General features: G+C 48.8%; 26 protein-coding genes. 22 read left to right on the top strand and 4 right to left on the bottom strand.

What is annotated here, in order from left to right:
- Positions 1-7: 7 nt before the first annotated feature.
- From E1963_RS09915 to E1963_RS09900, 4 genes are all read left to right on the top strand, one after another.
- Positions 8-1,285, top strand: coding sequence for an L-cysteine desulfidase family protein (locus E1963_RS09915; RefSeq protein ID WP_132277589.1), 1,278 nt, complete (start codon positions 8-10; stop codon positions 1,283-1,285).
- 50 nt (positions 1,286-1,335) lie between these two features.
- Positions 1,336-2,652 (top strand): AmmeMemoRadiSam system protein A, encoded by a 1,317-nt coding sequence (amrA, locus tag E1963_RS09910; protein WP_132277587.1) that lies wholly within the window; start codon positions 1,336-1,338, stop codon positions 2,650-2,652.
- 2 nt (positions 2,653-2,654) lie between these two features.
- Complete coding sequence (locus tag E1963_RS09905; protein ID WP_132277585.1) at positions 2,655-3,134, top strand: radical SAM protein; 480 nt, start codon at positions 2,655-2,657, stop codon at positions 3,132-3,134.
- Positions 3,135-3,219: 85 nt separating this feature from the next.
- A complete protein-coding gene (locus tag E1963_RS09900) occupies positions 3,220-4,074 on the top strand; it encodes a putative manganese transporter (protein WP_132277583.1) in 855 nt (284 codons plus the stop codon).
- 138 nt (positions 4,075-4,212) lie between these two features.
- Here E1963_RS09900 and E1963_RS09895 read toward each other — a convergent pair whose 3' ends face one another.
- Positions 4,213-4,725, bottom strand: coding sequence for a hypothetical protein (locus E1963_RS09895; RefSeq protein ID WP_132277581.1), 513 nt, complete (start codon positions 4,723-4,725; stop codon positions 4,213-4,215).
- A gap of 168 nt (positions 4,726-4,893) precedes the next feature.
- Here E1963_RS09895 and E1963_RS09890 point away from each other — a divergent pair, with 168 nt between their 5' ends.
- The 17 genes from E1963_RS09890 (at position 4,894) to E1963_RS09810 (ending at position 19,771) form a co-directional block, all read left to right on the top strand.
- Complete coding sequence (locus E1963_RS09890) at positions 4,894-5,310, top strand: secondary thiamine-phosphate synthase enzyme YjbQ (protein WP_132277579.1); 417 nt, start codon at positions 4,894-4,896, stop codon at positions 5,308-5,310.
- Between the two features lie 111 nt (positions 5,311-5,421).
- Positions 5,422-6,027, top strand: a complete 606-nt coding sequence (locus E1963_RS09885; RefSeq protein ID WP_132277577.1) for a hypothetical protein — start codon at positions 5,422-5,424, stop codon at positions 6,025-6,027.
- Between the two features lie 116 nt (positions 6,028-6,143).
- Positions 6,144-6,575 carry a DUF6465 family protein gene (locus E1963_RS09880; RefSeq protein WP_132277575.1) on the top strand — a complete coding sequence of 144 codons (432 nt, stop codon included), beginning with the start codon at positions 6,144-6,146 and terminating at the stop codon, positions 6,573-6,575.
- A 262-nt stretch (positions 6,576-6,837) separates the two neighbouring features.
- On the top strand, positions 6,838-7,449 hold the full coding sequence (locus E1963_RS09875) for a hypothetical protein (RefSeq protein ID WP_132277573.1): 612 nt from the start codon (positions 6,838-6,840) through the stop codon (positions 7,447-7,449).
- Positions 7,450-7,593: 144 nt separating this feature from the next.
- On the top strand, positions 7,594-8,112 hold the full coding sequence (locus E1963_RS09870) for a peptidylprolyl isomerase (RefSeq protein WP_132277571.1): 519 nt from the start codon (positions 7,594-7,596) through the stop codon (positions 8,110-8,112).
- 11 nt (positions 8,113-8,123) lie between these two features.
- Positions 8,124-9,062: a DMT family transporter gene (locus E1963_RS09865; RefSeq protein ID WP_132277569.1), complete on the top strand. Its 939-nt coding sequence runs from the start codon at positions 8,124-8,126 to the stop codon at positions 9,060-9,062.
- 130 nt (positions 9,063-9,192) lie between these two features.
- Positions 9,193-10,044 (top strand): energy-coupling factor transporter ATPase, encoded by an 852-nt coding sequence (locus E1963_RS09860; protein ID WP_132277567.1) that lies wholly within the window; start codon positions 9,193-9,195, stop codon positions 10,042-10,044.
- Positions 10,029-10,883: an energy-coupling factor transporter ATPase gene (locus tag E1963_RS09855; protein ID WP_132277565.1), complete on the top strand. Its 855-nt coding sequence runs from the start codon at positions 10,029-10,031 to the stop codon at positions 10,881-10,883. The genes E1963_RS09860 and E1963_RS09855 overlap by 16 nt, the downstream gene beginning before the upstream one ends.
- On the top strand, positions 10,880-11,704 hold the full coding sequence (locus tag E1963_RS09850; protein WP_132277563.1) for an energy-coupling factor transporter transmembrane component T family protein: 825 nt from the start codon (positions 10,880-10,882) through the stop codon (positions 11,702-11,704). Before E1963_RS09855 ends, E1963_RS09850 begins: the two co-directional genes overlap by 4 nt.
- Before the next feature lie 129 nt (positions 11,705-11,833).
- The gene (gene truA, locus E1963_RS09845; RefSeq protein ID WP_132277561.1) at positions 11,834-12,661 is read left to right on the top strand and encodes a tRNA pseudouridine(38-40) synthase TruA; all 828 of its coding nucleotides are present in this window, start codon (positions 11,834-11,836) and stop codon (positions 12,659-12,661) included.
- Positions 12,651-13,805 (top strand): aminotransferase class V-fold PLP-dependent enzyme, encoded by a 1,155-nt coding sequence (locus E1963_RS09840; RefSeq protein ID WP_132277559.1) that lies wholly within the window; start codon positions 12,651-12,653, stop codon positions 13,803-13,805. The genes truA and E1963_RS09840 overlap by 11 nt, the downstream gene beginning before the upstream one ends.
- A 140-nt stretch (positions 13,806-13,945) precedes the next feature.
- Entirely contained in the window at positions 13,946-15,223 is a 1,278-nt protein-coding gene (locus tag E1963_RS09835; protein ID WP_132277557.1) for a double-cubane-cluster-containing anaerobic reductase, read from the top strand.
- A gap of 25 nt (positions 15,224-15,248) precedes the next feature.
- The gene (locus tag E1963_RS09830) at positions 15,249-15,509 is read left to right on the top strand and encodes a putative Se/S carrier protein (RefSeq protein ID WP_132277797.1); all 261 of its coding nucleotides are present in this window, start codon (positions 15,249-15,251) and stop codon (positions 15,507-15,509) included.
- Between the two features lie 14 nt (positions 15,510-15,523).
- Entirely contained in the window at positions 15,524-16,285 is a 762-nt protein-coding gene (locus tag E1963_RS09825; RefSeq protein ID WP_132277555.1) for an acyl-CoA dehydratase activase, read from the top strand.
- Between the two features lie 154 nt (positions 16,286-16,439).
- Positions 16,440-18,422, top strand: a complete 1,983-nt coding sequence (locus tag E1963_RS09820; protein WP_132277553.1) for a sodium-translocating pyrophosphatase — start codon at positions 16,440-16,442, stop codon at positions 18,420-18,422.
- A gap of 179 nt (positions 18,423-18,601) precedes the next feature.
- Positions 18,602-18,982 (top strand): hypothetical protein, encoded by a 381-nt coding sequence (locus E1963_RS09815; RefSeq protein ID WP_132277551.1) that lies wholly within the window; start codon positions 18,602-18,604, stop codon positions 18,980-18,982.
- Between the two features lie 72 nt (positions 18,983-19,054).
- On the top strand, positions 19,055-19,771 hold the full coding sequence (locus E1963_RS09810; RefSeq protein WP_243117665.1) for a TIGR03943 family putative permease subunit: 717 nt from the start codon (positions 19,055-19,057) through the stop codon (positions 19,769-19,771).
- A 22-nt stretch (positions 19,772-19,793) separates the two neighbouring features.
- On the opposite strand, the gene E1963_RS09805 is transcribed toward E1963_RS09810, so the two are convergent.
- The 3 genes from E1963_RS09805 to nagB form a co-directional block, all read right to left on the bottom strand.
- Positions 19,794-20,465: a class I SAM-dependent methyltransferase gene (locus tag E1963_RS09805; RefSeq protein ID WP_132277549.1), complete on the bottom strand. Its 672-nt coding sequence runs from the start codon at positions 20,463-20,465 to the stop codon at positions 19,794-19,796.
- A 9-nt stretch (positions 20,466-20,474) separates the two neighbouring features.
- Positions 20,475-21,443, bottom strand: a complete 969-nt coding sequence (locus tag E1963_RS09800) for a helix-turn-helix transcriptional regulator (protein WP_132277795.1) — start codon at positions 21,441-21,443, stop codon at positions 20,475-20,477.
- A gap of 151 nt (positions 21,444-21,594) precedes the next feature.
- Positions 21,595-22,320 carry a glucosamine-6-phosphate deaminase gene (nagB, locus tag E1963_RS09795; RefSeq protein ID WP_132277547.1) on the bottom strand — a complete coding sequence of 242 codons (726 nt, stop codon included), beginning with the start codon at positions 22,318-22,320 and terminating at the stop codon, positions 21,595-21,597.
- Between the two features lie 299 nt (positions 22,321-22,619).
- On the opposite strand from nagB, the gene E1963_RS09790 reads away from it, so the two are divergent.
- A complete protein-coding gene (locus E1963_RS09790) occupies positions 22,620-23,306 on the top strand; it encodes an N-acetylmannosamine-6-phosphate 2-epimerase (RefSeq protein WP_132277545.1) in 687 nt (228 codons plus the stop codon).
- Positions 23,307-23,325: the final 19 nt, after the last annotated feature.

Below are 23,325 nucleotides of genomic sequence, written 5' to 3'. Positions count from 1 at the left end.
ATGAGGTATGAGAAGAGAGGATAAGAGTTACGGATCGTATGTACAGATACTGAAGGAGGAGCTTGTTCCTGCTATGGGGTGCACGGAACCGATTGCGCTTGCATACGCCGCAGCCAGGGCGAGAGAGGTACTTGGGGAAGTGCCGGATAAAGTGCTTGTCGAGGCGAGCGGGAGCATTATCAAGAATGTAAAGAGTGTGATAGTGCCGAACACGAACCACCTGAAAGGGATTCCTGCGGCAGCGGCGGCAGGGATTATAGGCGGCAAGGCGGAAAGGGAGCTGGAAGTCATCTCTGAAGTGTCGGAGGAAGAGATTCGTATGATGCGCACCTTCCTGGAGAGGACGGAGGTGAAAGTAGTCCATGTGGACAATGGAATTACCTTTGACATCATCATCACGGTCTATAGAGGGAATGACTATGCCAAAGTCCGTATCGCGAACTACCACACGAATATAGTTCTCATCGAAAAGAACGGGGAAAAGCTTCTGGATATCCCTGTTGAAGGTGAAAAAGAGGAAGGGCTGACGGACAGGAGCATACTGAACATGGAGGACATCTGGGACTTTATCCAGTCGCTTGACATAGAAGATGTCCGGGAAGTGCTGGACCAGCAGATAACATATAATACCGCTATATCGGAAGAAGGGCTGAAGGGGGATTACGGCGCCAACATAGGCAGCGTGCTTCTGAGCACGTACGGCAGCGATATCAAGACGAGGGCCAAGGCGAAGGCCGCGGCCGGCTCGGATGCCCGTATGAATGGCTGCGAGCTTCCGGTCGTAATCAACTCGGGCAGCGGCAACCAGGGAATCACTTGTTCCATCCCTGTCGTAGAATATGCGAAAGAACTGGAGGCGGGGGAAGACAAGATGTACCGTGCACTTGCCCTTTCCAACCTTGTGGCCATACATCAGAAGACCGGAATCGGGCGTCTGTCCGCCTACTGCGGGGCAGTCAGCGCCGGAGCCGCCGCGGGGGCCGGGATTGCCTATCTGTGCAGCGGAGGTTACGAGGAAGTGATCCACACGGTGGTGAATGCGCTTGCAATCGTGTCCGGCATCGTCTGCGACGGAGCCAAGGCTTCGTGTGCGGCCAAGATTGCCTCTTCTGTGGATGCCGGCATACTCGGATACTATATGTATACGAACGGGCAGCAGTTCTATGGCGGCGACGGCATAGTGACAAAAGGCGTGGAGGCTACGATAAAGAATGTCGGCCGTCTCGGAAAAGAAGGCATGCGGGAGACGAACGAAGAGATTATCAAGATTATGGTAGAAGAGTAGATGTACCGCCGCAGTGGAAAACTGCGGAGAAAAAGACAGGAGGTGGCAATATGTCTGTAGCAGCAGCGTATATGGTACCCCATCCGCCGCTCATCGTACCGGAGGTGGGACGGGGACAGGAGCAGGACATAGCCGGTACGGTCGAGGCTTACCGCCGGGTGGCGGAAGAGATTGCATCGATCCGCCCGGATACGATAGTCGTGGCGTCCCCCCATGTGGTGATGCACCAGGACTATTTCCACATATCGCCGGGAACAGAGGCGGCGGGAGATTTCGGACAGTTCGGTGCGGCACAGGTGAAAATTGAGGTGCCTTATGACACGGAGTTCACAGACGAGCTGGCAGAGCTGGCCGGAAGGGAAGGATTCCCGGCGGGGACAGAAGGAGAGCGGCAGAGGGAGCTGGACCATGGGACGATGGTACCGCTGTATTTTGTAAATGAACGATACGGTGGCTACAGACTTGTCCGCATCGGCTTGTCTGGGCTGCCGCTTGCAGACCATTACAGGCTCGGTGCATACATACGGCAGGTGGCAGAACGGCTTGGCAGAAAGGTCGTATTCATAGCGAGCGGCGACTTGTCTCATTACCTCAGGGAGGAAGGGCCGTATGGCTACCGGAAAGAGGGGCCGGAGTATGACAGGAAGATAATGGATATTATGGGCAGGGCTGACTTTGGTCGGCTTCTGGAGATGCCGGAAGAGCTGCTTTGGAAGGCAGGGGAATGCGGACACCGCTCATTTACAGTGATGGCCGGCGCTCTGGAAGGAGATGCGGTGGAAGCCTCGCGGCTGTCTTATGAGGGGCCTTTCGGCGTTGGATACGGCGTGTGCACGTATCATGTGACCGGCAGACAGGATGCCTATGTGAATCTTGCGAGGCATGCCCTTGAGACATATATCCGCACGGGAGAGAAGATAGAGGTGCCTGCCGGGCTCCCGGATGAGATGACAAAGCAGAAGGCCGGTGCATTCGTATCGCTCAAAAAGAGAGGCGTGCTGCGGGGGTGCATCGGAACGATACAGGGAGTGCAGCCTTCCCTGGCGGAAGAGGTTATCGAGAATGCCATAAGTGCAGGTGTCCGTGACCCACGCTTTCAACCGGTAACGGAAGAAGAGCTGACGGACCTTACATACAGCGTGGATGTACTGGGGACGGCAGAAGAGATCGAGGGGCCCGAAATGTTGAATGCAAAGCGTTATGGCGTCATCGTGAGCAGCGGCTGGAGACGCGGACTGCTGCTTCCGAATCTGGAAGGGATCGACACGGTGGAGGAGCAGATAGATATCGCAAGGCAAAAAGCAGGTATAGGGGGCAGTGAACGTGTGAAGCTGGAACGGTTTGAGGTGGTCAGGCACGGAGGATGATTATGAAAAAGGAATGCCGCGTATGCATGCACCGCTGCGCTCTGGAAGAAGGCCAGACAGGGCGGTGCAGGGCCAGAGCCAATAAAGGCGGGACGAACGGGTCTGTCAAGGAGGAAGCGCTCATGGAAGTGCTTCCTTTTGTCGACGCGATGAATATAGACTTGAAGGGATTTACAGAAGGGTATTATCGTATGGTCGGGGGTGACCTTGAGACAGTAAAGCGTTTCATACGACATGCCGTGCGGGGATGCCACGTAGAGCTTACGACTCTCATCGTACCCGGTCAAAATGATTCTGCTGAAGAGATGGGACGGCTGGCACAGTGGGTGTCAGGCATAGACCGGAAGATACCTCTGCATGTGACCCGGTTCTTTCCTTCCTTCAGGATGGCGGACGGGAGCCCTACCGATGTACAAACGGTATACAGGCTTGCGGATGAGGCTTCAAAGTACCTGGATTATGTCTATACGGGCAACTGCTGACAGAAAGTCGAATTTCTGCCCTTGCAAAAAAGCGGAAAAGAATATAAAATGAATACTTAACTTGGATGCGGGAGTGGAATGTAAGATGATGTTATTAAAAGATGTATTATTAGATACGGCCTTGGACTGTCTGAAGATGCTGCCTTTTTTGTTTGCCGCGTTTGTCCTGATTGAGGCGCTGGAGTATTATTCCAGCGATTTTACAGCCAGGCTCCTTGCAGGAGTGGGAAAGGCAGGACCGGTAGTCGGAGCGGCGGCCGGCTGTGTCCCTCAGTGTGGATTTTCTGTCCTTGCCTCGAACCTTTATGCAGGCGGGATAATCTCAGTCGGAACGCTGCTGTCCGTCTTCATCGCCACGTCAGATGAAGCGGTTCTCATTATCCTTGGTAATCCCGGGAGGGGGAAAGATGTATTGTTTCTACTTCTCACGAAGGTGATTATCGCCGTGATTGCAGGCTATGTGACGGATGCATTTCTATCACGGCGCATCGCAGTGCAGAAAAAAAGCGGGGAGCTGTGCGGCGGCTGCGGATGCGAAGAAGAAGGCGGTATCCTAAGACCGGCGCTGAACCATACGGTGAAGATATTTATATACCTGTTTATCTTTACCGGACTTCTGAATTTCTGCATAGAAGTGTTTGGGATAGATGAACTTTCAAAGATACTGCTTGGCAACACGATCTTTCAGCCGGCTATCGCAGCTGTCATCGGTCTGATTCCAAACTGCGCGGCGTCGGTCATACTCACGCAGCTTTATCTGAACGGCGCCATATCATTTGCATCGGTAATCGCGGGGCTGTGTACCGGAGCGGGAGTAGGTCTCGTAGTCCTGTTCAAGGTGAACCGGCACAGAGGAGAAAACTTGAAGATATTAGCAGTGCTGACTGTAGTGGGAATTCTTTCAGGTATCGTGCTTGAACTGGCGGGCATTTTCCGGTAAATATTCCCGCCGTTGGCAGGCATCTGCCGGAAGACAGTGTCCCTGTCTGCTGCCGGTATTTTCTGGAAAGAGAAAAAAGGAGAAGCTTATGCCTTTACCGGCATGTGCTGCTCCTTTTCTTATTTTGGGAAATTCTGCCTACTCATCCTTGTTGTGCGGGTATTTCCAGATCCACAGTGCAATCAGCCCGCCGATGATATAGAGGATATTGACGAGTATCGCCTGGCTGTCCTTGAGGAACCATACGATCATGATGATACAGACGAGGATTGCTATCAGTTTCAGGGCCGACAGAAGGCGCTTGTCACGGCGTTCCTTATATTCCTGGTGCTTCTCTTCGCGGCTGCCCTCCAGATATTCTGTGATATGTTCTTCCGTTATACGGTATGCGATTTCGTCAGAAGGGGAGAAGCTGCGCAGATGCTCCAGGATATCTTTGTATATACGCTGATAGGCTTCTTCATGATCTATAGTTGGTTTGGCGGCCTCTGCTTCCGGTTTCTCTGGAGCTTTGCCGGCACTTTCTTCCGTGCTTTCCTTGGAATTCTCCTTATTGCTGCCGGTATTGTCTGCAGCTATATCTACGGCACTTTCGATTGTTTCTGCTGTCTCTTTCCCGGTGAGTTCTTCAGATTTTATCACTTCGCTCATCTTTAGTACCTCCTGTAAGTATTAGAATATGCGTATATCATAACAGGTTTGGTTCTTTAATTCAAACTTTCTGTCGAAATTATTCCTTTTCTTATGTTTTTTGCGTATTTGACAATTCAGCACAGAATTTATATGATGAAGGAAAGAATGATAACAGGAGGATGGCATATGAAATCATACAGGAAAGAGCTGCATTTTCACCTTCCGACAAGAAGAGGGCTTGTGAATATTACGCGCGATGTGCAGGATGCGGTCAATGAGAGTGGAATCAAAGAGGGGATGGTGCTCGTCAATGCGATGAATATCACGGCGAGCGTATTTATCAATGATGATGAGAGCGGGCTTCATCAGGACTATGAAAAGTGGCTGGAGGGGCTTGCGCCGGAAAAGCCTTACAGCCAGTACAGGCATAATGGCTATGAGGACAATGCGGACGCACATCTGAAGCGTACCATCATGGGACGGGAGACGGTTGTCGCTGTCACGGAAGGAAGGCTTGACTTCGGGACGTGGGAGCAGATATTCTATTTTGAGTTTGACGGTAAGCGTGACAAACGGGTTCTGATAAAGATTATCGGAGAATAATGCAGCCGAAAGGTTAGAAGTTGACAAATCGGCTGTTATCTGCAAAACTGATACCTGGATGTCAGACGGGTATCCGGCGATGGAAGAGCGTAAATCATGAGGAGGAAGATTATGAAAAGGAAAGTTTTATTAATCTGTTTGGCGGCATTGATGGCATTTTCACTGACAGCGTGCGGCGGAAACAGCAAGAAGGAAGAAAAGAAGGAAGACAAAAAAGAGGAGACAGTCAAGAAAGAGGAGAAGGATATCGAACTTACGCTGCCGGCATCATTTTTTGATGAAGAGGGTATGGCGGAAATCAATGAAGAGGCAAAGGCGGAAGGCGTCAAGGAAGTGACTGTCAACGATGACGGGTCTGTAACATACAAGATGGACAAGTCCACGCATGAAAAGCTTCTGAAAGAGATGAAGAAGGGGATTGATGAATCAATCACGGAGCTGCTGGAGGATAAAGAGAATTATTCATCTTTTACAGAGATTACTTACAATGATGATGTGACGGAGTTTAAGATTATGGTGGATCCTGCATCCTACGGGGGACTGCAGTCTTTTGGCGCGCTTGTGATGTATGCGGCAGGTAACATGTACCAGGGCATGAACCTTGTCCCGGAGGAAGAGATCAATACGACGGTACAGTTTATCAACAAGGATACGCAGGAAGTTATCGAGAGCGGAGATTCCAAATCAATGGCAGAGGAATACGAAGGAGAAGAGTAGGACGCGCACAATTAGTCGTCATACGTCGAAGATAAAGAATTGCATTTCTCATTAGGTGTGATATAATATTCACAACTGAAGAGGATGAGGCTTAAAGAAATATAGGAGGAATAAATATGGCTACAAAAACAGTAACTAAGAAACAGGAAACCGCAGCAAAAGCAGGACCTGTGAATGTAAAAGCAGAGGCTGTAAAAGCAGAGGCGGAGACAGTAAAGAAGGCAGAGCCTGTGAAAGCAGAGCCTGTAAAAAAGGCCGAGGCAGCAAAGGCAGCGCCGGAAAAGAAAATGACAGCCAGGAAGACCGCAGCTAAGAAGACCACAGCAAAGAAGCCCGCAGTGAAAAGAGAGATTAAGGTTAACACTGTTGTGGAATATTACGGCAAGCAGGTGGAAGAAAAAGATATGGTTGCAGCAGTTAAGAAAGCTTGGACGAAATCAGGCAGGAAAGTCGGAGACATCAAGACCATGGAGCTTTACATAAAGCCGGAAGAAGGCGCTGTGTATTATGTTATTAATGGCGTTGATACTGGAGCGGTTGCATTTTAACAAACGGGCAATAAGAAGAGGGAGATGCTTTTATCAGAAAGAGCACCTCCTTTTTTTCATGAAACCGCTTCTTTCATGGAATCGTTTCTTACATGGAATCACTTCTTCCTCCGCTTTTACTGAAAAAGAGTTATCGATGTGACATTTTTAAATATATTGCATATAATAACTACAGCACATTGCGGATTTGTTACTGGATATGTTATTCTATTCCACGCAGGTATATGCGGGAAACCGGCATTATAGGAGAAAAGGTGAGGACATGAAAAGAGAACTGGATTATTTTACAATAGAAGGCGCCTTTGGCGGCAATCAGGAATGGTTTACCAACGTGGTGATGTATATCGGCGGGTGCGGGGCAGCGACGGCGTGTGACAGCTGCATCTATTTTGCCGGCCGGCCCGGTATGAGAGAATTATATCCATATGACCATGACAGGCTGACGGTCGGAGACTACAAGAAGTTCAGCCAGATAATGAAGCCTTATATCAGGCCGAGGGCCGGAGGGGTGAAAAAGCCGGAGTGGTATGTAGACGGGCTCAGCTGCTATATACACGATGTTAATGTAGAAAAAGGGTGCGATATAAAGCTTGGGATGGACGTACTTCCCGGGAGCAGACCTTTTAAAGAGGCGGCGCACGTAATCAGACATCAGATAGACGCCGGGTATCCGGTGCCCTACCTTATGCTGAGGCACAAGAACCAGAAGTTCAAAGACTTTATCTGGCACTGGTTCCTCGTAGTGGGCTATGAAGAAAAGGAAGATGACCTTGAGATTGTGACAGCCACATACGGAGAGGCCACACGGATATCGCTCCGGGAACTGTGGGACACCGGCCATGAAGAAAAAGGCGGATTAATCGTATACAAATAAAAAGGGACACCCAAATGCAATTGGGGACAGGGAAAAATGAATTGGGGACGGAGGAAAATGAAAAAACCTCCGTCCCCAATTGAATCTGGCCTGTCCCTGTGATACAATGGGCTGGTAAGTTTTAGGAAAAGGAGAGGTATGAATATGGCAAACCCAATCGTTACTTTTGAAATGGACAACGGCGACGTGATGAAAGCGGAATTATATCCGGATATTGCGCCGAATACTGTAAATAACTTTATCTCACTCGTAAGCAAGGGATACTATGACGGTCTTATCTTTCACCGTGTTATCAGTGGATTTATGATTCAGGGAGGCTGCCCTGACGGGACTGGCACAGGGGGACCGGGATACAACATCAAGGGAGAGTTTAGCCAGAATGGTTTTACAAATGATTTGAAACATGGGGAAGGTGTCCTCTCTATGGCAAGAGCGATGCACCCTGACTCTGCAGGCTCCCAGTTCTTTATCATGCATAAGAATTCTCCGCATCTTGACGGGGCTTATGCTGCTTTTGGAAAGATTATCGAGGGCATGGATGTGGTGAACAAGATTGCAGCCACGGATACGGACTACAGTGACAGGCCGCTCGAAGAGCAGAAGATGAAAAAAGTCACTGTAGACACGGATGGTGTAGATTATGCAGAGCCGGAGAAGGCATAGGAAGGCATAAGATGGAGAGTACGTTGCAAAAACCGGCAGTGCGGGGGTTCCTCGCGCTGCTTTGCTGTGCTTTATGGGGAAGCGCATTCCCGTGTGTTAAGACAGGTTATGAATGGCTGCACATTGAGACGACAGGGAGCCAGATACTGTTTGCAGGATACCGCTTTTTTCTGGCAGGGGTTCTAACCTTTAGCATGGGCTGTATCATGGAGAGACGTTTCCTTCTCATGAAAAAGTCTTCTGTGCCTTACGTGCTGAGGCAGGGGCTGACGCAGACGACATTACAATATGTGTTCTTTTATATTGGAATGGCCTATACGACAGGGACGAAAGGTTCTGTCATAAATGCAGCCAACGCGTTTGTCTCCATTTTGGCGGCTCCGCTTCTGATTAAGGGAGAAAAACTGACGTGGAAACAGGGCATGGGATGTATTATCGGTTTTCTCGGAGTGATAATTATCAATATGGAACCCGGAGCCTGGGGAAATGGATTTTCGTTCAAAGGGGAGGGCATGGTATTGATTTGTACGATTATCTATGGAATCAGCACCGTTATCATGAAAAAGATATCGCATATGGAAAGTGCGATGACCATCACGGCCTATCAGCTATTGTTCGGCGGCTTCATCATCATGGCAGCAGGTTTTGTGGCGGGCGGACATATCGAGGGATTTGACGGAAAATCGACTGCCCTTCTCATATACATGGCCATGCTTTCGGCTGTAGCGTTCAGCGTCTGGACGATATTGCTGAAATATAATACCGTAGGCAAGGTTGCAATATTCGGATTCAGCATACCGATATTCGGGGTATTTCTGTCGGCGGTGATTCTGGGCGAGGAGATTGTCTCGCTGAAAAATCTTGCGGCGCTTGTATGTGTCAGCATCGGCATCTTGATTGTAAATGGAATGGCACAATTTAATAATAAGGAAAAGGAGCAGGTTTCTTAAGGAGCCTGTTTTTTTGATTTTTTTCTAGTGGCATGATGCATTTGGATGAAACTGTACCTTGCAAAAAGCCACCTCTTGACGTACAATTAAGAACAGTAATTGTGTATACAAGATGGAGGGCCTGTGCCTTATGGATATGATTCAGACCGAAAAATTAGTATTTGAATATGAAAAGCGGGATGAGGAAGGCAACGTTATCGGAACATCCCGGGCTATAGACAAAGTGGACATAGATGTGGAAGAAGGACAATTTATTGCGGTCTTAGGACACAACGGTTCCGGCAAGTCTACATTTGCCAAGCACATCAACGCCATACTGGTTCCGACGGAAGGAACAATGTGGGTAGATGGAAAGGATACGAGGGATCCCGAAAAGTTATGGGACGTACGCCAGTCGGCGGGGATGGTTTTTCAAAATCCAGACAACCAGATTATCGGGACTGTCGTCGAAGAAGATGTGGGCTTTGGCCCTGAGAATCTCGGTGTGCCCACACAGGAGATATGGAAACGGGTAGAAGAGAGCCTGAAGGCGGTCGGAATGATCGAGCACCGCAGCCATTCGCCGAACAAGCTGTCAGGGGGGCAGAAGCAGCGCGTTGCCATAGCGGGCGTGGTAGCCATGGAGCCGAAATGTATCGTGCTGGACGAACCGACGGCTATGCTGGATCCGGTTGGAAGAAAAGAAGTGCTGAAGACAGTGCAGGAGCTGAGGCGGAAAAAGCACGTTACGGTTATCCTGATTACCCACTATATGGATGAGGTTGTAGATGCGGACAAGATATTTGTGATGGACCACGGCCGTGTCGTGATGGAAGGTACCCCGAGGAAAATATTTACCCGGGTGGACGAACTGAAGCGATATCGTCTTGATGTGCCGCAGGCGGCCATATTAGCCGATGAACTGAAGAAACGGGGAGTTCCGTTACCCGGAGGCATCTTAAGGAAGGAAGAATTGGTGGAAGCGTTATGTCAATTAAGATAGAACACTTGAATTATGTATACAGTCCGGGAACTGCTTATGAGAGGCAGGCGCTTAAAGATATATGCCTTGAAATCGACGACGGAGAGTTTGTGGGTATAATCGGCCATACCGGTTCCGGCAAGTCCACACTTATACAGCATCTGAATGGCCTGATGAAAGCGACAAGCGGGTCTTTATATTATAATGATGATAATATATATGAGGAAGGGTATGATATGCGAGCTCTCCGAAGCCAGGTCGGACTCGTGTTCCAGTATCCGGAACATCAGCTTTTTGAGGTGGATGTCATGACAGACGTCTGCTTTGGCCCTAAGAATCAGGGGCTTCTCCCGGAGGAATGTAAGAAGAGGGCGCTGGAAGCGTTAAAGCTTACTGGGCTGAAAGAAAAGTATTACAAATCTTCTCCTTTTGAGCTGTCCGGCGGACAGAAGAGACGTGTTGCAATCGCAGGAGTCCTCGCCATGAGACCGAAGGTGCTCGTATTGGATGAGCCGACAGCGGGGCTTGATCCCAAGGGCAGGGACGATATCCTGAATCAGATAGCTTATCTGCACAGGCAGACGGATATGACCGTCATCCTTGTCTCCCACAGCATGGAGGATATTGCGAGATATGCGGACCGCATCATCGTGATGAATAAGGGGGCTGTGATGTATAATGATGAGCCGAGGAAAGTATTTTCACATTATCTTGAACTTGAGAAGGTAGGTCTGGCGGCCCCCCAGGTGACCTATATTATGCATGACCTTCAGAATAAAGGGTTCAACGTGAGAGCAGATGTGACGACGGTGGCGGAGGCTGCAGATGAAATTATGAAGGCATTGGAGAGCAGACGATGATTCGAGACATTACGATAGGACAATATTATCCTGCAAAAAGCATACTGCACCGGCTGGATCCTAGGGTCAAACTGGTGTCTACTTTGCTGTACCTTATTTCATTATTTTTGTTTAAGAGCATACCCGGATATATCGTAGCGACAGTATTTCTCATAACAGTGATTCAGATGTCCAGGGTTCCGATATCCTTCATTGTGAAGGGGCTAAAGCCGATAATAATGCTTCTGCTCATAACGGTACTGTTCAACCTGTTCCTTACGAGAGACGGGGATGTACTCTTTCATGCGTGGATTTTTACCATAACAGAAGGGGGGATCCGGACCGCGGTATATATGGCCATCCGGCTTATCTACCTGATTATCGGATCTTCGCTTATGACATTTACCACGACGCCGAATGAGCTGACAGACGGAATCGAAAGCCTGCTCCACCCGCTGAACAAAATACGGGTACCTGTGCATGAGGTGGCGATGATGATGTCCATAGCCCTCCGGTTCATACCGATACTGCTGGAAGAGACAGACAAGATAATGAAAGCTCAGATTGCAAGAGGAGCAGATCTTGAGAACGGCAACATCATACAGCGGGCGAAGAACATGATACCGATACTCGTCCCCCTGTTCGTATCAGCATTCCGCCGGGCAAATGACCTCGCCATGGCGATGGAAGCAAGATGCTACCGCGGGGGTGAAGGCAGGACGAAGATGAAGCCGCTTCAGTACAAAAGAAGAGACTATGTGGCATACGTGTCGGTCGTCATCTACGTTGTGGCTGTGTTCGTGATAGGAAGATACGTGCCGCTGCACGTGTGGATATTTTAAGGCTGCTAATTGGGGACGGAGGTTTTTTAGAAAAACCCCGTCCCCAATTAAAATCAGGGTGTCCCCAATGGATTTTTGTGGATAACTCGCCAATGACTGTGGAAAATGTGGATAAAGGATGTGGCAAGAATGGGAAAAGGGACAGGGCAAATTCAATTGGGGACGGAGGAAATTCAAAAAAACCCCGTCCCCAACAGTGGTCCGGCCAACGGTTTTAAGCGTATCAGGCTGGTTATCGCTTATGACGGAACGGATTACTGTGGCTGGCAGATTCAGCCTAACGGGATTACGGTTGAGGAGGTGCTGAACAAGGCGCTTAAGAGGCTGACAGGGGAGGATATCCGTGTCATCGGTGCCAGCAGGACAGATTCGGGTGTGCATGCGCTCGGCAATGTAGCTGTTTTTGACACGACATCATCCATTCCACCGGAACGGATGTCGTACGCCCTCAACCAGAAGCTACCGGAAGACATTGTTGTCATACGGTCGGAGGAGGTCCCTTTGGATTGGCACCCGCGCTATAGGGATGTGGTAATCAAAACTTATGAATATCATATATACAATGCTCCGGTAAAGAATCCGCTCAAACGAAGGACAAGCACACACATTTCATTTCCGCTTGATGTGGATAAGATGCGTGAAGGTGCAGATTATCTCTTGGGAGAGCATGATTTTGCCAGCTTCTGCAATGTGCGCACTAATGTGGAGGACACGGTACGCACGGTGACGGAACTGCAGATTACCTGTGAAGGACCTGATATTGTTATGCGTATTACGGGAAATGGATTTCTATACAATATGGTACGTATCATTGCAGGGACGTTGATACGAGTGGGCCGGGGATTTTACGAACCTGAAAGGGTCAGAGAGATACTTGAGGCAAGAGAGAGGACCGAGGCTGGGGTGACAGCGCCGCCGAATGGCCTCGTATTGGTGGGGATTGACTATGGAGAATAAGATTTATTTTGACAATGGAAGCACATCGTTTCCTAAAGCGCCGGGGGTTTCACAGGCGGTGGCTGGTCTTTTGGAAGAGGGCGCATTCAATATCAACAGAGGCAGTTACGAAGAGGCCTATGAAGTTGCGGACAAGGTTCTGGATACGAGGGAGATGCTGGCCGCGCTCTTTCACGCGGAGAGATCCAGACAGGTGGTGTTCACACCGGGGATTACGTACTCGCTGAATTATTTTATAAAAGGATTTTTAAAATCCGGCGACCATGTACTTGTGAGCGGAATGGAGCATAATGCGGTCATGCGTCCCCTGAGGCAGATGGAAGAACAGGGCGTTGCCTATACCGTGGTACATACGGATGAAGAAGGAAATGTACTGCCCGATGATGTGGAAAAGGCGGTTAAGAAAAACACGCGTGCGGTCATCATGCTGCATGCCTCCAACGTGTGCGGAACAATTGTTCCAATCCGGGATATCGGTGAAATTTGCAAGAGGCATCACCTTTATCTTGCAGTGGATACTGCGCAGAGCGCAGGGACGATAGATGTGGATATGCAGCAGATGAACATAGATTTTCTCGCATTTACAGGACATAAGGGACTGCTTGGACCGCAGGGAATCGGCGGGTTCCTCATATCGGAAAAATTGGACCAAAACATGGCTCCATACATAGCAGGCGGTACGGGCAGCCAGTCAGATCTGCTTGATATGCCGGGACGTCTTCCGGACAAATACGAAAGCGGCACGATGAACCTTCCCGGAATCATAGGTCTGCATGCGGCGCTGGCCTACATAGAAAAAGAAGGGATTCAAAAGATTCACAAGAAGAAGATGGAGCTGACAGCCTATTTTCTGGAACAGGTGAAACAGCTTCCGGGAGTGAAAATTGCAGGGAAGCAGGGCATAGAGAACCGGGTGGCTGTAGTATCTCTGGATTTTCCGGGACAGGATAATGCAGTGATTGCCTTTCGTCTGGAACAGGAGTACGGCATTATGACAAGAGTCGGGCTGCACTGCGCCCCGATGGCTCACAAGTCGCTGCACACGTATCCACAGGGAACCGTGAGATTTGCATTCAGCGCAGACAATAAAATAGAAGAAATAGAAAGCTGCATCTCCGCATTTAGAGAATTAATATCAATATAGAAAAGGCAAATAATTGAATATTCATATTAGAAAAAACAATAAGTCTTAATTTCAGATTATATTGCTGTAATATAGGGAAAGTGTTACGGTTATATTAAATTGTCGAAGGGGTCAGACCCCTTTCAAAAAAGGAGGAAATTATGGCTGATTATCATGAAATGTGGAAAGATCTGGGGATGGATGTAGAGACGCATGACCAGCTGTGTGAGGTACTGCCGCAGGCATTTGGTGACGTATATCTGTCACAGGAGAACAGGCCGGAAGGGATGGATTATTTTAATTTTGTCGTAGCCGAGATTCACGGCGTCCGTCCGGCGGAGCTGATTGAGCATCAGAAAAAGGGAGGTAAGGTTTTTGGAACGTTCTGCGTGTATGTTCCGGATGAGATCGTGTTTGCTGCTGATGCCATCGCGACGGGGCTGTGCGGAGGTTCGCAGTTCTGGGTTCCGGGTGGGGAGAAGGTGCTTCCGACCAACACCTGTCCGTTAATTAAAGCATCCGTGGGCGCAAGGCTTGACCGCACCTGTCCGTTTTTCAGGATTGCGGACATGTATGTGGGCGAGACGACATGTGACGGCAAGAAAAAGGCATGGGAGATTCTGTCCGAGGATGTCCCGGTACATGTCATGAATCTTCCGCAGATGAAACGTGCCAAGGATGTGAAGGCCTGGGCGGAAGAGATTAGGGAGTTCAAAGATAAGGTGGAAGAGTTCACCGGCAATAAGGTGACAGCAGACAAGCTTGCCGCCAGCATCCGTCTGATCAATGGGAAGAGGAAAGCGCTGCAGCGCCTGTATGACCTGAGGAAGAATGAAAAGCTTCCTGTCAGCGGATGTGACGCGCTGCTAATCTCTCAGATAGCATTCTATGACGATCCGACCCGGTTTGCAGAAATGACGAACAAGCTCTGCGATGAACTTGACAAGCGTGTGGAGGACGGAGTCAGCGTGGTGGCAGACGGGACAAAGAGGATTATGCTGACCGGTACGCCGCTGGCAATACCAAACTGGAAGCTGCATAATATCGTAGAGACAAGCGGCGGCGCCGTGGTCTGTGAAGAGATGTGCACGGGTACGCGTTATTTTGAACATCTGGTGGACGAGTCGCAGACGACGGTGGAAGGCCAGATCCAGGCATTGGCAGAACGGTACATGAACATCAACTGTGCCTGCTTCACGCCGAACGAAGGCCGCATAGAAGATATACTCCGCCTCGCAAAGGAGTACAACGTTGATGGTGTCATCGATGTCAACCTGAAGTTCTGCAACCTGTATGACACAGAAGGATATTTCGTCGAACGGGCTATGAAGGAAGCGGGCATCCCGGTCCTCGGCATAGAGACGGATTATACGGACAGCGATGCACAGCAGCTCCGCACGAGGGTGAGTGCATTTATTGAAATGCTGAACAACGCTTAGGCAGATGAGAGAGGCAAGTGGTTTGATGGATAAGAGACAGCATTATGTATTGTTTCCGAATCACGACAATGGCATGCGGTTACATAAGGAGCTTAAGGCAGAGGGGGTCAGGGCAGTCATTGCCCCGACTCCCAGGTCCGCGAGCAAATGCTGCGGCATCTCCCTGCTGATTGAAAAGGATGATATAGAAACGGTGAAAAGCTGTATCGCAAAACACGGTATAGATATATTGGATATCGTGGAAATCAAAAGGGATATAAATCCCAACAGGGATAAATATTGTTAAATGGAGTTTGGATTATGGATTATGTAGGGATTGATATCGGTTCAACTGCCTCTAAGGTGGTTGTGAGAGGCGGTACGGATAAAAGCTTTGTCCTCCCGACCGGGTGGAGCAGCAAGGAGACCTCGCTGACAATTAAGGACAAGCTGAAAGAAGACGGGATTGATGTGCTGTCGGAGGAGACGAAGGTCGTAGCTACCGGTTACGGGCGCGTAGCTGTAGAATTTGCAGATTACGTCATCACGGAGATAACGTGCCATGCAAGGGGCGGCCGTGAGATTGCAGGAAATGACTGTGCCATCATCGACGTGGGCGGACAGGATACGAAGGTGATTATCGTCCAGAACGGAATGGTACAGGACTTCCTCATGAATGATAAATGTTCGGCCGGGACGGGGAAGTTTCTCGAAATTATGGCCAACAGGCTCGGCATCACTTTGCAGGAATTATTTGATCTGGCGGAGACCGGAGAAGTTCTTTCCATAAGCTCCCTCTGCACCGTATTTGCAGAGTCCGAGGTCATCAACTATATCGGTGAAGGCCGGAAACGGGAAGATATAGCGGCAGGAGTCGTGGATTCGGTAGCAGCTAAGGTGGCCCAGCTGTGCAGGAAGAAGAACCTACCGCCAAAGGTCATATTGACAGGAGGATTAAGCGGCAGCAGCTACTTTACAAAGATTCTGTCCGATAAGGTCGGACAGACGGTGGAACCGACAGAATATGGAAGATATGCCGGAGCGCTCGGAGCCGCATTTTTAGCAGAGGAGAAGTCAAGATAATTGACTTCTTTTTAATTGTATAAAATGCAATAATTTCTTCAAAACGTCAAAATTATTTTGAGGAAATCCGCTTAAATCCGAAAAAAGGCTATACAAGAGGTGTATTTGTGATAATATATAATTACTTATCAAATCTGTGGGAGGATTGAAAATTATGGAAATGTTGTTGAAGCTGGTTCCTGTTTTTGGGGTTCTTGCTCTGCTTTTTGCCGCATATCTCGCAGCAAAAGTAGGCAGACAGGATGAAGGAACCGACAAGATGAAAGAGATAGCGGGCGCCATCAGTGACGGTGCCAAAGCGTTTCTGACTGCAGAATACAAGATACTTGTATTCTTCGTTGCAATCCTGTTTGTGCTGATCGGAGTTGGAATCGGCAACTGGATAACGGCAGTATGTTTCGTGGTGGGAGCTGTATTCTCCACGCTGGCCGGGTATTTCGGAATGCAGGTGGCGACGAAAGCGAACGTAAGGACAGCCAATGCGGCTAAGACAAGCGGTATGAACAAAGCGCTTTCCATCGCGTTTTCCGGCGGGGCGGTCATGGGAATGTGCGTAGCCGGGCTCGGAGTGCTCGGAGTCAGCGTAATATACCTGATAACCGGCAATGTGGAAGTGCTGTCCGGATTCAGCCTGGGTGCTTCTTCTATAGCGCTTTTTGCACGTGTGGGAGGAGGAATCTATACGAAGGCGGCTGATGTAGGAGCCGACCTCGTGGGTAAAGTGGAAGCCGGAATTCCGGAAGACGACCCGCGTAACCCCGCTGTTATTGCTGATAATGTCGGTGATAATGTGGGTGATGTGGCAGGCATGGGTGCCGACTTGTTCGAGTCTTATGTCGGAGCACTGATATCGGCACTTACCCTTGGAATCGTCTATTTTAAGGCACCGGGAGCCATATTCCCGCTCATCATAGCCGGACTTGGCCTTGTGGGATCGATTCTGGGTACATTTTTTGTCAGGGGAGATGAAAAGTCGAATCCACATAAAGCATTGAAGATGGGAACATACGCCACAAGTGTAATTGTCGTGGTGGTCGCGTTTATATTCAGCAATTACTTTTTCGGCGATTTTAAAGCTGCCATCGCTATCGTGGCAGGACTTGTCGTAGGTCTGCTCATCGGCATCATCACCGAAGTATACACTTCCGGTGATTACAAGTCGGTAAAAGAGATAAGCGAGCAGTCCGAGACCGGAGCGGCTACGACGATTATAAGCGGCCTTGCGGTCGGTATGAAATCAACGGCAGTCCCGATTCTGTTCATCTGTGTCGGCATCTTTGTGGCATATCAGGTGTGCGGCCTCTACGGCATTGCGCTTGCAGCGGTTGGCATGCTCTCTACTACAGCGATTACAGTTGCCGTGGATGCATACGGTCCGATAGCTGACAATGCGGGCGGCATCGCAGAGATGTCCGGTCTGGATTCGGAAGTGCGTAAGATTACGGATAAGCTGGATGCGGTCGGCAATACGACGGCAGCGATAGGCAAAGGCTTTGCCATCGGTTCAGCGGCTCTTACGGCGCTGGCGCTGTTCGTGTCATATGCAGAGGCAGTGAGTCTTAAATCGATAGACATTCTCAACAACCGGGTAATCATCGGACTGTTTATCGGAGGCATGCTTCCGTTCCTGTTCTCCTCTATGACGATGCAGTCTGTCTCCAAGGCGGCATATCAGATGATCGAGGAAGTAAGACGCCAGTTCAAATCCATGCCCGGTATTATGGAAGGAACGACAAAGCCAGACTACAAATCATGCGTTGCCATATCGACGACGGCAGCTTTGAAAGAGATGCTCGTGCCTGGCATCATGGCAGTGGCGGCTCCGCTTATCATCGGAATCGTACTCGGGCCTGCAGCGCTTGGCGGTCTGCTTACCGGCGCTCTTGTGACCGGTGTGCTTATGGCAATCTTCATGTCCAATGCCGGAGGTGCATGGGATAATGCAAAGAAATATATCGAAGACGGCAATCACGGCGGAAAGGGCAGTGAGGCCCATAAAGCGGCAGTTGTCGGCGATACGGTCGGCGATCCGTTTAAGGATACGTCCGGTCCGTCCATCAATATTCTGATTAAGCTGATGACGATCGTGTCACTTGTATTTGCACCGCTGTTCTTGTCGATAGGCGGATTGTTATAAGAAAATAAAAGGGTACAGGGCCGCAGAACATGCTGGTCTGTGCAGATTGCAGATAAAATCAGTTTTTTCATACAGGGATGAATATCACGTTATTTATATTCATCCCTGTATTTTTTCCGCCTATATAGTATAGTTATGATAAACAAAATTTAGCTTCGCCAGAAAAGGAGACCACTATAGTGAAACATGCAAAGAAGTTTTTTATCATATCAGCATTCTTAATTGCTGTTATATCAAGCATTGATGCCTGTAGTGGATACAGTTCTATGAGTGAGACATTTCCAAATATCAAAAGTGCCGATATTCCAGATATTTTGGAAAAATCTGTTGGTACTCCAGGGGATGTATCCTATACAAAGGGGACTTCATCAGATGATTATGACGCTTACTTGCATGTTACCTTTCATGATACCGATGAAGCTGATTATAATGAGCTGGTAGAGCACTATCAAACGGCCTCTACTGGAGCAGATGAAGAGAATATGCTGCTTTTTGACTGGGGACGCCTGAAGGTCCTCTCTGATAATAATTCGATTTCTGTTGATGCATATATCAAGTAGATAACTGGACTGAAGGCAGGGACGCGCTATCCCCTGCTCCACTCTATGGAGGAGAAGGAGAGGGGTCCTCGTTTGCACTCCCCAAGTCTGTGCGAGGAAGGGGAGGAAGCGTATGAGGAAGAATACCTGAAGCGCAAGGACATGGCCGTTCTTAGAATAGAGGAGCCGGAACAGCTCGATACGACATTTTTTCGGAACTGTGAGAAGAACTACCACCCCGCACAGGTTGTCATAGAATTCAATGGCATGTATCTGGCGAACATGAGAAATGTGGCCATGGAGCAGCTGGCAGAATCCGAATTGATAGTTGTCAACCGATGCCCGGAAGGAATGGACAGGTCGGGCTTCCGCCGGGCTCTTAAGGTCCAGAATCCCATGAGCCAGCTTATTTTTGAAGATCTGAAGGGCCATATAATTGAGCCATCGGAAGAGGATCTTCCCTATGAAATAAAAGGGGATATGATTGAAGTCGGAGATATGGACTTTGGCATCTGGTACGTAGACGCATACGAACATCCGGAGCACTATCTGCACAAAGAAATCCATTTCCTCGCCCAGGCATTCCGTCCAAAAGGAATGGAAGAGATAATGTTCGTACCCGTACGCAAGATAATGACTTGCTGCGCGGCAGATATCCGCTTCTACGGATATCCGTGCATATCTGACGGTAAGATTGAATTTGTGCCACGGGGATGGGTGCATATTCAAGCAAGATTTGAATACAAATCTGTAACAGGTTCCGGCAGCAGACAGCCGGTACTGCATCTCAGTAACATCGTGCCGGCTTAGCAGCCGGAAGAAGATATCTTCTTTATTCGGCCCGCTGTGCGACAACGATGAGCCGTCTGCTTTCTTCACAATAAGGGCTTCGGTCATAGTCGCCATATATCTGTATATTGCCAAATCCGGCTTCTGTCAGAAGCCGCCCGTAATCATCATCCAGGATGATCTTATAGACAATATCATATTGGCTGCTTTCCAGCCGTTCTTTTGAATGGTACAAATCGAGAACGTGTATCGTCTGGAACTGATTGTCATGTTCCTTCACAAATATCCGGCAAAAATCCTCTCTGTTCACAACGACTTCTATGGGCGGAAGTGACAACGTATAAGGTGTCGTACCCTGGATCAACACGAGCACGCCATGTGTCCTTAACCGGTCCTTCATAGACCGGAGTGCCGTGACCAGGTCTTCGTCGGTATGCAGATGGGGCAGTGATGTCGTGAGGCAGACGACAGCGTCAAATTGTTCTGCGAATGCCTGCTCCAGATACCTGAAATCACAATGCCGTAATGGAATATTCTTCCTGCAGTTCTCCAGATTTTTCGATGCGACACTAAGCATAGAAGCGGAAAAGTCAGATCCATGAACACGGTATCCCAGCTCCGATAACATATACAGATGCTGCACGGTACCGCAGGCGCAGTCTAATACTGCTTTTGTTTCTTGTCGACAGCTTGATTGTATCACATGCTGCTCCATATTGCGATGTTAATATTTCCGTACGGGCCTGATATATTTCCAGAACCGCTCCGGATTAAAATAAAAGTAAATCATTCTACCAGGGGTCGTATCGAAGCAGTAGCCGGTGTCTGTAAAATCAAAATCGGCCATCGCTTGCTCGACCTTTTCCTCCACGCTGCGGTTTTCCTGCTCATAATCGAATGGCCCATGTTCAAAAACGATATATTCAGCTTCTGGAACATCAGCCATCAGCATCTGCGGGGGAACTTCGCCATTATAATCTGCAGGCAGACGGACCCCATAACACTCGGTACGTGGGAAGCCCCAATCACAGAGCCGGCCCTCCGGGTCGTTGATATACGCCATCGCCTGTCCGCTGCTGCTGTCAGATTCGCTCCCGCCATCGTCATCCAGCTTTCCCTTGATGCTGTCGAGCAGTCCGCAGATCGTCTCCTGATCCTGCCCCGGAATAAGGCTTTGCTTCTGCCAGAAATCCCAATAGCCATTACTTTCATAGTTCTTAATGTGCAGGAACTTGTGCGCCGGAATCGTTACAAAATAAATTTTAATATCTTCGGTAGATTTCATCATGCCAATCTCTCCTAATCCTAAAAAGTATCGGTCGAAAGGGTTTATCTTCGTACGAAGGACGACAGGCCTGGGCTTTTTCCGGTATCCGCTTGGTGTTACGCCATATGTCCTTTTAAAAGCCCTCGTAAATGCCTCATGTGATGAAAAACCATAGTCTAAAGCAATATCCAATATGCTTTTTTCACTGTCACGGACCTCTTTCAGCGCAAAGGCTAATTTTCTCAACCGCAGGTAGTCTCTGAATTGCATCCCAGATATCTCTTTGAACTTTCTCGTCGTATAGTATTCGGAATAACCAAGCCTGCAGGAAAGAAAGCGAAGCGTCAGCGCATCCTCATTATATTGCTTGATACATTGGTCAATTTCATCGACGAATATCTGAATCTGCTTCTGCCATTCGTACATTACTTTGTCCACCTCATTTCTACCACCCTACCTGTATTTTAGAGAAATACAGATGCCGCGGCTTGATCTGACTTGCTGTTTTTTTCTGCAGAATCCAATTTGGGACGTAACCATTTTCAAAAAGGCTACGTCCCAAATGAATGTTTAATGACTACATTTTGCTCAGCGCTGCTTCGTCGGCTACGATGATCACATCGTTGTGCATCTGGAGGATTGACGCCGGAACGGCCGGTGTCACGGGTCCGTTCACAACTTTGGCAAGGATATCGGCCTTGTCGCTTCCGCTTACGACTACTAGGACTTTCCGTGCCTGCATAATCGTTTTGATCCCCATTGTGTAAGCCTGCCTTGGGACATCGGCCTCTGAGGCGAAGAAGCGTTTGTTTGCATCTATCGTGCTCTCTGTCAGATCCACACAGTGCGTCTCTTTTTCAAATTCGTCGGACGGTTCGTTAAAACCGATATGTCCATTATGACCGAGGCCGAGCAGCTGCAGGTCGATGCCACCGCAGCCTGCGATAATATCATTGTATGCCTGGCACGCCTTGTCGGAATCTGCTTCCAGCCCGTCGGGCACGAATGTGCGTGCTTTATCGATGTTGATATGGTCAAACAAGTTATGGTTCATAAAGTAACGGTAGCTCTGGTCGTGGTCAGGACCGAGCCCCTTGTATTCATCCAGGTTGACGCTTGTAACGTCAGAGAAATCAAGATCTCCGTTTTCATAAGATTGGATCAGGTTCTTATACGTACCGATGGGCGTAGATCCTGTCGCAAGGCCAAGCACGCAGTCCGGCTTCAGTATAACCTTGGAAGAGATGATATTGGCGGCTTTACGGCTTAAGTCCTCATAGTCTTTTGCTCTGTAAATTTTCATAGTTTTCTCCATTTCCTTTCTTTTTTGATATATGTACAGCCTGAAACGGCCAGCTGCAAGGAGCTATTCCTCTACTAATTAGTATATCAACAAGTCAGCAGATTTCAACAAATAAATATGGAATCGAAAGAAAGTACGTGCCATTGTGCAATTTTAACAAAAAAATGCATAAAATATCACCCATGGAGACATGTTAAAAGGAAAAGAGTGAAAGAACTTTCAGAACATCGGTGATGTATTGAAAATAAAAACATGAAGGCCTATACTTTATGTCAGACAGAGCAAGGAGGAAGAGGAACATGGACGAACGAGTGAAACAGTTAGAGGGGAAATTGATAGTATCCTGCCAGGCACTTCCGCATGAACCGCTGCATTCATCATTTATCATGGGAAGAATGGCACTGGCCGCCAGAGAAGGAGGGGCTTCCGGCATTCGGGCGAATACCAAAGAGGATATCGCTGAGATAAAGTCACGGGTCGAGCTTCCGGTCATCGGAATCGTGAAGAGAGATTACGAGGGCTGCGGAGTATATATCACACCGACGATGAAAGAGATCGAAGAGCTGATGGAAGTAAAGCCTGAGATTATTGCCATGGATGCGACAAAGGACCTGAGGCCGGGCGGCGTAACGCTGGATGAATTCTTTGCGCGGGTAAAGGAGCGCTATCCAGATCAGATGTTCATGGCAGACTGTTCCACCGTGGAAGAGGCCGTTCATGCGGATGAGCTTGGATTTGACTTCATCGGGACGACGATGGTGGGCTATACAAAGCAGAGCAGGCATCTGAAAATAGATGAAAATGATTTTGAGATTCTGAGGGAAATCGTAGCAAAAGTAAAACACCCGGTTATTGCGGAAGGCAATATCAACACCCCTGAAAAGGCAAAAAGGGTAATCGAACTCGGCGCTTTTTCCGTAGTAGTCGGTTCCATCATTACAAGGCCGCAGCTGATTACGAAAGCATTTGCGGATGTATTGGAATAAGCAGGTAACAATATAACTG

The sequence above is a fragment of the Extibacter muris genome (assembly GCF_004345005.1).
GTDB lineage: Bacteria > Bacillota > Clostridia > Lachnospirales > Lachnospiraceae > Extibacter > Extibacter muris.
This window is presented reverse-complemented; position numbering and strand designations above follow the sequence as displayed.

Excerpts from the sequence above, each read along its gene's own strand:
- E1963_RS09915 (WP_132277589.1), top strand. The coding sequence starts at position 8 with ATGAGAAGAGAGGATAAGAGTTACGGATCGTATGTACAGATACTGAAG.
- amrA (WP_132277587.1), top strand. The coding sequence starts at position 1,336 with ATGTCTGTAGCAGCAGCGTATATGGTACCCCATCCGCCGCTCATCGTA.
- E1963_RS09905 (WP_132277585.1), top strand. The coding sequence starts at position 2,655 with ATGAAAAAGGAATGCCGCGTATGCATGCACCGCTGCGCTCTGGAAGAA.
- E1963_RS09900 (WP_132277583.1), top strand. The coding sequence starts at position 3,220 with ATGATGTTATTAAAAGATGTATTATTAGATACGGCCTTGGACTGTCTG.
- E1963_RS09895 (WP_132277581.1), bottom strand. The coding sequence starts at position 4,725 with ATGAGCGAAGTGATAAAATCTGAAGAACTCACCGGGAAAGAGACAGCA.
- E1963_RS09890 (WP_132277579.1), top strand. The coding sequence starts at position 4,894 with ATGAAATCATACAGGAAAGAGCTGCATTTTCACCTTCCGACAAGAAGA.
- E1963_RS09885 (WP_132277577.1), top strand. The coding sequence starts at position 5,422 with ATGAAAAGGAAAGTTTTATTAATCTGTTTGGCGGCATTGATGGCATTT.
- E1963_RS09880 (WP_132277575.1), top strand. The coding sequence starts at position 6,144 with ATGGCTACAAAAACAGTAACTAAGAAACAGGAAACCGCAGCAAAAGCA.
- E1963_RS09875 (WP_132277573.1), top strand. The coding sequence starts at position 6,838 with ATGAAAAGAGAACTGGATTATTTTACAATAGAAGGCGCCTTTGGCGGC.
- E1963_RS09870 (WP_132277571.1), top strand. The coding sequence starts at position 7,594 with ATGGCAAACCCAATCGTTACTTTTGAAATGGACAACGGCGACGTGATG.
- E1963_RS09865 (WP_132277569.1), top strand. The coding sequence starts at position 8,124 with ATGGAGAGTACGTTGCAAAAACCGGCAGTGCGGGGGTTCCTCGCGCTG.
- E1963_RS09860 (WP_132277567.1), top strand. The coding sequence starts at position 9,193 with ATGGATATGATTCAGACCGAAAAATTAGTATTTGAATATGAAAAGCGG.
- E1963_RS09855 (WP_132277565.1), top strand. The coding sequence starts at position 10,029 with ATGTCAATTAAGATAGAACACTTGAATTATGTATACAGTCCGGGAACT.
- E1963_RS09850 (WP_132277563.1), top strand. The coding sequence starts at position 10,880 with ATGATTCGAGACATTACGATAGGACAATATTATCCTGCAAAAAGCATA.
- truA (WP_132277561.1), top strand. The coding sequence starts at position 11,834 with ATGGGAAAAGGGACAGGGCAAATTCAATTGGGGACGGAGGAAATTCAA.
- E1963_RS09840 (WP_132277559.1), top strand. The coding sequence starts at position 12,651 with ATGGAGAATAAGATTTATTTTGACAATGGAAGCACATCGTTTCCTAAA.
- E1963_RS09835 (WP_132277557.1), top strand. The coding sequence starts at position 13,946 with ATGGCTGATTATCATGAAATGTGGAAAGATCTGGGGATGGATGTAGAG.
- E1963_RS09830 (WP_132277797.1), top strand. The coding sequence starts at position 15,249 with ATGGATAAGAGACAGCATTATGTATTGTTTCCGAATCACGACAATGGC.
- E1963_RS09825 (WP_132277555.1), top strand. The coding sequence starts at position 15,524 with ATGGATTATGTAGGGATTGATATCGGTTCAACTGCCTCTAAGGTGGTT.
- E1963_RS09820 (WP_132277553.1), top strand. The coding sequence starts at position 16,440 with ATGGAAATGTTGTTGAAGCTGGTTCCTGTTTTTGGGGTTCTTGCTCTG.
- E1963_RS09805 (WP_132277549.1), bottom strand. The coding sequence starts at position 20,465 with ATGGAGCAGCATGTGATACAATCAAGCTGTCGACAAGAAACAAAAGCA.
- E1963_RS09800 (WP_132277795.1), bottom strand. The coding sequence starts at position 21,443 with ATGTACGAATGGCAGAAGCAGATTCAGATATTCGTCGATGAAATTGAC.
- nagB (WP_132277547.1), bottom strand. The coding sequence starts at position 22,320 with ATGAAAATTTACAGAGCAAAAGACTATGAGGACTTAAGCCGTAAAGCC.
- E1963_RS09790 (WP_132277545.1), top strand. The coding sequence starts at position 22,620 with ATGGACGAACGAGTGAAACAGTTAGAGGGGAAATTGATAGTATCCTGC.